This window comes from Streptomyces sp. NPDC058619 (genome assembly GCF_042717785.1).
Lineage (GTDB): Bacteria > Actinomycetota > Actinomycetes > Streptomycetales > Streptomycetaceae > Streptomyces.
Genome location: NZ_JBHXQN010000005.1, coordinates 1 through 8,206 on the forward strand (window position 1 = coordinate 1; position 8,206 = coordinate 8,206).

The window sequence follows — 8,206 nt, forward strand, 5'->3', positions numbered from 1 at the left end:
CCCCGGCGGCGGCCCCGGCGGCCGGGCCGCGCCGGGCGCCGGGCGCCGGGCGCCGGGCGCTGGCCCGCCGGGTGCTGGCGCGCCCTGCCCCGCCGGTTTCGTGGTGCGCGTCAGGCGCCGCTCCGGGCGGCCCGGCCCAGGCGGGCGAGGCCGGTGCCGATCTCCTCCGGGGTGTGCGTCGTGAACGACAGGCGCAGCGTGCGGGGGTCCGGGGACGCCGCGAAGAAGGGGGCTCCGGGGACGAACGCCACGTCGTGGGCGATCGCCGAGGTGAGCAGGGCCGCCGCGTCGCGGCCCTCCGGGAGGCGGGCCCAGACGAACATGCCGCCCTGCGGCCGGTTCCAGGAGGAGCCCTCCGGCAGGGCCTGCGGCAGGCCCGCCAGCAGGGCGTCGCGGCGGACCCGGTAGGCGTCGCGCACCCCGGCGACGTGCGCGTCGAGGTCCGCGCCGGCCAGGTAGTGGGCCGCGGCCAGCTGGTCCACCGTGGAGGTGTGCAGGTCCGCCGCCTGCTTCGCGACCACCACGGCCCGGCGCAGCGGCCGCGGCACCCGCAGCCAGCCCAGCCTCAGCCCCGGCGCCATGACCTTCGAGAAGCTGCCCAGCAGCGCCGTGCGGTCCTCCGCCCCCGGGTGGGCGGCGAGCCACGGGACCTCGGCGCCCTCGTAGCGCAGTTCCCCGTACGGATCGTCCTCCACCAGCCACAGGCCCCGGCGGGCGGCGATGCCCGCCACCGCCGCCCGGCGGGCCGCTGGCAGGGTGCGGCCGGTCGGGTTCTGAAAGGTCGGGACGGTGTACAGCAGCTTGGGCCGCTCCCGCGTGACGGCGTCCGCCAGGGCGTCGGGGAGGATGCCCTCGTCGTCGCAGGGCACGGGCACCACCCGGGCCCCCGCCAGCCGGAACGCCTGGAGGGCGGCCAGGTAGGTGGGGTTCTCCACGAGGACCGCGTCCCCGGGCTCGACCAGGGCCGTGACGGCGAGCGCCAGGGCCTGCTGGGAGCCCGAGGTGACCAGGACGTCGTCCGCGCCCGTCGCCAGCCCCCGCGCCGTCGCCCGGCCGGCGACGGCCCCGCGCAGCTCCGGTACGCCCTCGGTGGTCGAGTACTGCAGCGCCCTCCCGGCGGAGGCCGCGAACACGGCCTCGTACGAGGCCCGCAGGCCCTGCGCGTCGAAGAGCTCGGGCGCGGGGAGGCCGCCGGCGAAGGAGACGACCCCGGGGCGCTCGGTGAGCGCGAGGATCTCGCGCACGGGGGAGCCCCCCCGTCGACGCGGCCCGGGCGGCGAGGGCGGGCGGCGGCACGGCGGGGGCCCGGGCAGGGGTGTGGGCGGGGGCGGGGGCGGCGGCCATGGGTACGGGGGCTCCTCGGGGAGGCGGGTGCGGGCATCGTAGCCAGATAAAGATGCAGACGGCACGTACGTGTCACATGCTGAACTGCCGCCGTCCTCTCGCCAACTGACGTGGCATCAGCTAGACCGGTGCCATGACGACAGGAGAGCAGGACCCGCGGCGCGACGACACCCGGCACCACGACCCCCTCCGGCAGGACACCCGGGCCGGCGACTACGCCGGACTCGCGGCCGTCGGCCCGTACGGGGTCCGGCCGGGCCACGCGCTGATCACCATGGTGGAACCGCACCCGGGCCACGAGTTCGCGTACAACCGCTGGTACGAGGACGACCACTACTACGCCGGCGCCATGGCCATGCCCTGGATGTACGCCGGCCGCCGCTGGGTGGCCACCCGGGACCTCCAGGAGCTGCGCTACCCGGAGAAGTCGGCCGTCGCCCAGCCGGTCACCGCCGGGTGCTACATCTCGACGTACTGGGTGACCGAGGGCCGCTACGACGAGCACATGAAGTGGACCGTCGGCATCAACAAGCGCCTCAACCGGGACGGCCGCGTCTACCAGGACCGGACGCACGTCTTCACGGCCTTCCAGGACCACGCGGCGACCGTCTACCGCGACGGGGCCGCCGGGCCGCGGGACTTCCACGCCCTCGACCACCCGTACGCCGGGCTCGTCGTGCAGGTCGTGGACGCCGACGGCCCCGAACAGCGGGCCGGGCTGCTGGAGTGGCTGCGGACGCGGTCCCTGCCGAAGCGGCTGCACGGTTCGCCCGCCGCGATGGTGACGGTCTTCCGGCCGACGCCGCTGCCGGGCGACCGGATGACGTACGTCAAGCAGGTCGAGGGGGTCGACACCCGCCTCACGCTGCTCTGGTTCCTGGAGGAGGACCCCCGGACCTGCTGGGACCGCTTCCAGGGGCTGGACGCGGAGGTCGCGGAGGCGGGGCTGGGGCGGGTGGAGCTGGTCGCGCCGTTCGTCCCGACGGTGCCGGGCACCGACCGGTACGTCGACCAGCTCCGCTAGGGGCCGCGGCGGGCTTGCCGTACGCGGACACGGTCGAGCCCCCTCGGCCAGGACGGCGGGCCGGTCGAGAGGGCTCCGGACGGTGGTGCGGGTGAAGCGGGTGGTGCGGGTAGTGCTGGTGCTGTCGGCCGGGCAGAGGGGGCGGCGGGGACGTGCGCCGTAACGTTCAGGCGAGGCGCCCGAGGCCGCCCTCGGTGACGTCGGCGACGAACGAGGTCCAGGAGCCGGGCGCGAAGGTGAGGGACGGACCGTCCTGCACCTTCGAGTCGCGGACCGCGACGGCTTCCGTGACGGGTGACTTGACCTCGACGCAGGCGCCGTTGGCGGAATAGGAGGACTTGGTCCAGTTGTGCGTGGCGCCCTGGCGAATAGCCATGTTTCTCTCCGGTTCAGCGAGTAGTTCCCGTGTCGTGTCGACCACTTTTCCGGCCGACCTGATCGACGCTACCGGCAGCTCCTGAGACGTGGACGGGCCATTCACCCGACCGAGTGGCATATTCCATTCAGGCCTTCTGTGGCCGGGGAGTGAAGGTGTACCGTACCGTCCCCTCCCTTGCCGTCCGCGCCGTTTCGCACGGCTTTATTCGGCCTTGCCCGCATATTGGTTGATGATGCCGGAGATGAACTGCCGTGTCTGGTCCACGCTGAGGGCCTGGGCGCGCAGGTGCTCGTACATCACGCTGTACTTCTGCACGTCGTTGGCCTTCTCCAGGTACAGGTCGCTCGTCACGCCCTCGATGTAGACCACGGTGGAGTCGGAGGCGTCCGGGAACTCCAGGATGGCGTACTGGCCGTTGACGCCCGGGTGCGCGCCCAGCGAGAACGGCATCACCTGCACGGTCACGTGCGGCTGGTCCGACTGCTCTATCAGGAACTCCAGCTGCCGGATCATCAGCTGGGCGTCGCCCACCTGCCGCCGCAGTGCGGCCTCGTCGATGACGGCCCACAGCCGCAGCGGCCCGAGCTCCGGGTTGTTGTTCTCGGTCTCGGACAGCCGCTTCTGCCGGTGCATCCGGACCTGCACGCGCTTCTCCACGTCGGCGGGAGCGGTCTCCGGCCAGGCGCCGCGGACCAGGGACTGGGCGTACTCCGTGGTCTGGAGCAGCCCCGGGATCACCAGCGGCTCGTACGTGCGCAGGCTGGCGGCGTCCGTCTCCAGGCCGATGTAGACGCTGTACGGGATGTCCCCGAAGGCGTGCCACCAGCCCTGCTGCCGGGAGTCCTTGGCCATCTGCATGAGCGAGTCCACGAGGCGGCGGTCCTCCACCTCGTACACCTCGCACAGGTCGCGGACGTCGCGCTGGCTGATGGAACGGCGGCCGTTCTCCAGCCGGCTGATCTTCGACTGGGAGACGAGCAGGCGTTCGGCGACCTGCTCGGCCGTCATGCCCTTGTCCTCGCGGAGCTTGCGCAACTCCATGCCCAGTCGGCGGCGTCGGACGGTGGGATTGACATTGGACGCCACGTGAACGGCACCTCCGCCTTCTTCTGTTGCTGTCTCTCTGCGTGTCTGATGTTGAGCAGACTGCCACCGAAGCGTGCGCTGCCGCTGGGGAACGGCTGGGAAAACAGACGCGCGGGGTGGCGGGACCGGCGAACCGGCCCCGCCACCCCGCGCGTCGGCGGTTCCCGGACCGGGGCCCTGCGGGCGCCCGTCACGGCGGTGGCGTTGCGATGGAACGGTGGATCAGTGCGCGGCCGCGCGGGCCATGGCACCGGTCCGGCGCGGCTGGAGCGGGACACTGCTCGCCGTGGCCCGGACCGGCGGTGCCGGTGCGCGGTCACGGCGCGGCTGTGCGGCCACACCGTTCTGGACGTCCATCACGGCGTGCGCCACGAGTCCGCCCATGGGGTCGTGCCGGATCAGGTCCCGAAGCCGGGATCTGGACGACCGCCCCTCGTTGCCGGGGTACAGGTGCTTGCCGAGTCCGACCGCGTGGGCCAGTGCGGCAAGCGCCGCGGTCCGCGGGTCCGGTGGTACACCGGTGCGGATCGCACTGTCGAGCCGGGCACGGATCTCCCGGCTGATCGCCGTGTCCGTCGCCTGGTAGCGAGTCGTCGGCAGCACCCCGCACATCTGTCCCGCGACGGCATGGACCATGCCGCAACGCTCCAGGTGAGCGAGGTAAATCTGGCGGAGCCCCAGCCGGGGTCCGCCGATCCAGTGGACGGCCCGAACCGGGCTGCCGCGCCTGCGCAGCAGTTCCAGTGCGGAGTCCAGAGTCGGATCTCCTGTCGGCCGTGGCATCACCACGGCGATACGATCCCCGTCAGGGGCTATCCGTCCTGCCAGAGCCAGCTCCACTAGCTGTGCCCCGGCCAGGCCGAGGTCGAGCGACTGCGGCTGCGCCGTGGTACCCGTGGCCGGGTCCAAGGCGAGCAGCAGAAGCTCCTCCGGAATTGTTCTGCGGCTCCTGCCCATCCATGCCTCCCCGCGTGGATGAGTGACAGGGTGACGCCTCTCACATTCATCTGTCGAGAGCGCCTGACCGCTTTGCGGGGGAACTCGCAACTATGTCGTTCTCGTCTAGCACGGGGGCGATGCCCCCGAGACGGGACACTGTTAGACATTCGGACAGCCGGACGTGGCGGCGATCGAGGAGGAACTGGTGGCGGGCGAGTCCCCCGACAAGTCGGTAGATGCAGGAGCGCCGGGGGCGGCGGAGTCCTCCGCGGAACGTGATCCGAGGCTGTCGGTGTTCCGGCCGAGGGAGCCCGAGGACGCCTCGGGCGGTGCCGGTGACACCCCGGAGCGCGACCCGCTGCGCGAGGCCGTCGCGGCGTGGGTCGCCACGGCCGACGCGCCCGCCGGTTCCGACGAGCCGCCGGCGGGGGCGGAACCGGCAGCCGGCGATCCCGCGGCCGCGGGTTCGGCTGCCGCGGGTTCGGCTGCGACGGGTTCGGCTGCCGCGGGATCGAAGCCGGGCGTCGACGGGGCCGCTGCCGCTGCCGAGGCTGACTCCCGGGCTGATGCTGCCGAGGCCGAGGCCGAGGCCGAGGCCGAGGCCGAGGCCGTGTCCCAGCCCGGGGCTGTGTCCGGTTCCGAGGCCGAACCCGAGGTTGTGTCCGGCTCCGAGCCCGAGGCCGGGGCTGTGTCCGGTTCCGAGGCCGAGCGCGAGGTTGTGTCCGGTTCCGAGGCCGAACCCGAGGTTGTGTCCGGCTCCGAGCCCGAGGCTGAGCCCGAGCCTGTGTCCGGTTCCGAGGCCGAGGCGGAGCCCGCATCCGACGCCGACGCCGACGCCGAGTCCCCGGCCGGGTCCGAGTCCCGCTCCGCGTCCGGTGGCGGATCCGCCGCCGGTGCGGCGGGCTCGCGCGGCGCCGAGGTGCCGAAGCCGTCCTCCGAGCCCGCCGAGGCCTCAGACGCCGACTCCGGGTCCGCGGCAGGGCCCGGGTCCCGCTCCGGGTCCACGTCCACGTCCACGCCCACGTCCGCCCCGGGCGAAGCCGCTGCGGACAGTGAGCGGACCGCCGTGTTCCGTGCGGTGAAGCCGCCGGCCGCTGTGGGTTCCGGTTCTGCCGGTGAGCGGGGTGCCGAGGGGTCGCGGGTCGACTTCTTCCGGCGGCCTCAGCCGGTGTCCGGCCGGGACGGGGCCGAGGAGGGCGCGGGTGCGCCGAAGTCGTCCCCGGCGGAGTCCGGCGGGGACAGCGAGCGCACCGCCGTGTTCCGTGCGGTGACCCCGCCCGCGCCGGCCGCCACGCCTCCTGCCAAGGATTCCGCTTCGGTCGAAAGGCCGGCCGCTGACGCCGCCGATTCCGGGTCCGTGTCCGGTGAAGCGCCTGCGGACAGTGAGCGGACCGCCGTGTTCCGTGCGGTGAAGCCGCCGGCCGCTGTGGGTTCCGGTTCTGCCGGTGAGCGGGGTGCCGAGGGGTCGCGGGTCGACTTCTTCCGGCGGCCTCAGCCGGTGTCCGGCCGGGACGGGGCCGAGGAGGGCGCGGGTGCGCCGAAGTCGTCCCCGGCGGAGTCCGGCGGGGACAGTGAGCGCACCGCCGTGTTCCGTGCGGTGACCCCGCCCGCGCCGGCCGCCCCGGCCGCCACGCCTCCCGCCAAGGATTCCGCTTCGCCCGGTCGCCCGGGCGCCGCCGGGTCCGGAGCCGGTTCCGCCGCCGCGGACAGTGAGCGCACCGCCGTGTTCCGCGCGGTGAAGCCCCCGGTCGCGCCGGCCGGGGACGCGGGTGCCACCGGCCGGGCCGCGCCGCCGAAGGCCAGTACCTTCGTACCGCTGCGCACCGACGGGGCGCCGGCCCCGGCCGTGACCCCGAAGCCGGCGCCGAAGCCCGCGCCCACGCCCGCGTACGAGTCCCCCGAGCGGACCACGCAGCAGCCGCTGCCGCCGAAGCCGCCGCTCGACATGCTCGCGGACCTCACCAACAACCCGCCCCCGCCGCCGAGCCCGCTGCGCACCGCCGTACGGCGGTTCAAGATCTACGCCCCGGTCGTCGTGCTCCTGGCGATCGTCCTCTCGGCCGCGCAGCTGGTGCGCCCGCTGCCAGAGCCGACGCTCGTGATGACCGCGAAGTCCTCGTACACCTTCGAGGGCGCCAAGCCGCAGCTGCCCTGGCCCAGCGAGGGCCAGGCGTACATGGCGGCCGCCGGCCTCGGCCCGCTCGGCCAGTCCGGCGAGCAGAAGCCGGTGCCGATCGCGAGCGTCACCAAGTCGATGACGGCGTACATCATCCTGCGCGACCACCCCATCAAGAAGGGGGAGAAGGGCGCGGTGATCGACGTCGACAAGACGGCCGAGTCCGAGGGCAGGAAGAACAACTCCACGGACAACGAGTCCACCCTCGACACGGTCAAGGAGGGCGACAAGCTCACCGAGTACGACGCGATCGCCGCCCTCATGATCCCGTCGGCCAACAACATCGCCCGGCTGCTGGCGCGCTGGGACTCCGGTTCCCAGGAGGCGTTCGTCAAGAAGATGAACGACACCGCCAAGGACCTCGGCATGAAGAACACCACGTACACGGACCCCTCGGGCCTGGACGCGACCACGGTCAGCACCGCCGAGGACCAGGTCAAGCTGGGCCTGAAGCTGGTGGAGATCGAGACGCTGCTGGAGATCACCAAGAGGCCCAGCTGGCAGGACCCGTCGGGCAAGGTGTGGCGGAACTGGAACGGGCTGGTGCCGTTCAATGAGTCGCTCGGCATCAAGACCGGTACGACCACCAAGGCGGGCGGCAACCTGCTCTTCGCCGCCTACAAGGACGTCGGCAAGACCCGGCAGCTCGTCGTCGGCGCCGTCCTCGGCCAGCACAAGCCGCCGATCATCGACAGCGTGCTCGCCGCGAGCAAGCAGCTCATGACCGCCACCCAGAAGTCCCTGAACGGGGCGCCCGTCGTGCAGAAGGGTGACGTCGTCGGGTACGTGGACGACGGGCTCGGCGGCCGTACGCCGGTCGTCGCCACCGCCGACGTCCAGGCTGTCGGCTGGGGCGCGCTGACCGTCGGCATCGAGCTGGCGCAGGGCGACGGCAGCAAGATCCCGCAGACCGCGAAGGCCGGCACCGAGATCGGCGTGCTGACGGTCGGCGAGGGCGCGAGCCAGGTGAAGGTGCCGGTGGCGCTGAAGAGCGACCTCGCCTCGCCGGGCATCGGGAGCAAGCTGACGCGCGTCGGCTGACCGCCGCCGCGAGCGCGCGGCCGGCGCCCCGGGCAACCCCGGGGCGCCGGTGCGCGTCTTGGGATCAGGGACGTGCGTACGGGTAGGGAACTCATGTGTGGGGAGTGGGCAGTGACCACCGCTGAGCAGCAGGGACGCCGTCGGGCCGCCGCTGCGCCGGTACCCGGCGGCGGCCCCGGGACGCCCGCGCACCCCACCTCGGCGGAGACCGCCACCG

At 73.3% G+C, this 8,206-nt stretch carries 5 protein-coding genes and 1 pseudogene; 2 read left to right on the forward strand and 4 right to left on the reverse strand.

Translation table 11 applies throughout. From position 1 onward, the window contains the following. Positions 1-110: 110 nt before the first annotated feature. A pseudogene (locus ACFWTC_RS07020) lies at positions 111-1,344 on the reverse strand (PLP-dependent aminotransferase family protein). 133 nt (positions 1,345-1,477) lie between these two features. Between ACFWTC_RS07020 and ACFWTC_RS07025 the strand changes: the two are divergent. Continuing rightward, positions 1,478-2,368: a hypothetical protein gene (locus tag ACFWTC_RS07025; RefSeq protein WP_383933388.1), complete on the forward strand. Its 891-nt coding sequence runs from the start codon at positions 1,478-1,480 to the stop codon at positions 2,366-2,368. A gap of 166 nt (positions 2,369-2,534) precedes the next feature. Here ACFWTC_RS07025 and ACFWTC_RS07030 read toward each other — a convergent pair whose 3' ends face one another. The 3 genes from ACFWTC_RS07030 to ACFWTC_RS07040 form a co-directional block, all read right to left on the reverse strand. Further along, a complete protein-coding gene (locus tag ACFWTC_RS07030; RefSeq protein WP_383933390.1) occupies positions 2,535-2,744 on the reverse strand; it encodes a DUF397 domain-containing protein in 210 nt (69 codons plus the stop codon). A 204-nt stretch (positions 2,745-2,948) separates the two neighbouring features. Continuing rightward, a complete protein-coding gene (locus ACFWTC_RS07035) occupies positions 2,949-3,833 on the reverse strand; it encodes a helix-turn-helix domain-containing protein (RefSeq protein ID WP_383933392.1) in 885 nt (294 codons plus the stop codon). A gap of 222 nt (positions 3,834-4,055) precedes the next feature. Beyond that, positions 4,056-4,790 carry a GPP34 family phosphoprotein gene (locus ACFWTC_RS07040; protein WP_383913328.1) on the reverse strand — a complete coding sequence of 245 codons (735 nt, stop codon included), beginning with the start codon at positions 4,788-4,790 and terminating at the stop codon, positions 4,056-4,058. Between the two features lie 163 nt (positions 4,791-4,953). On the opposite strand from ACFWTC_RS07040, the gene ACFWTC_RS07045 reads away from it, so the two are divergent. Further along, a complete protein-coding gene (locus ACFWTC_RS07045) occupies positions 4,954-7,989 on the forward strand; it encodes a hypothetical protein (RefSeq protein WP_384028535.1) in 3,036 nt (1,011 codons plus the stop codon). Positions 7,990-8,206: the final 217 nt, after the last annotated feature.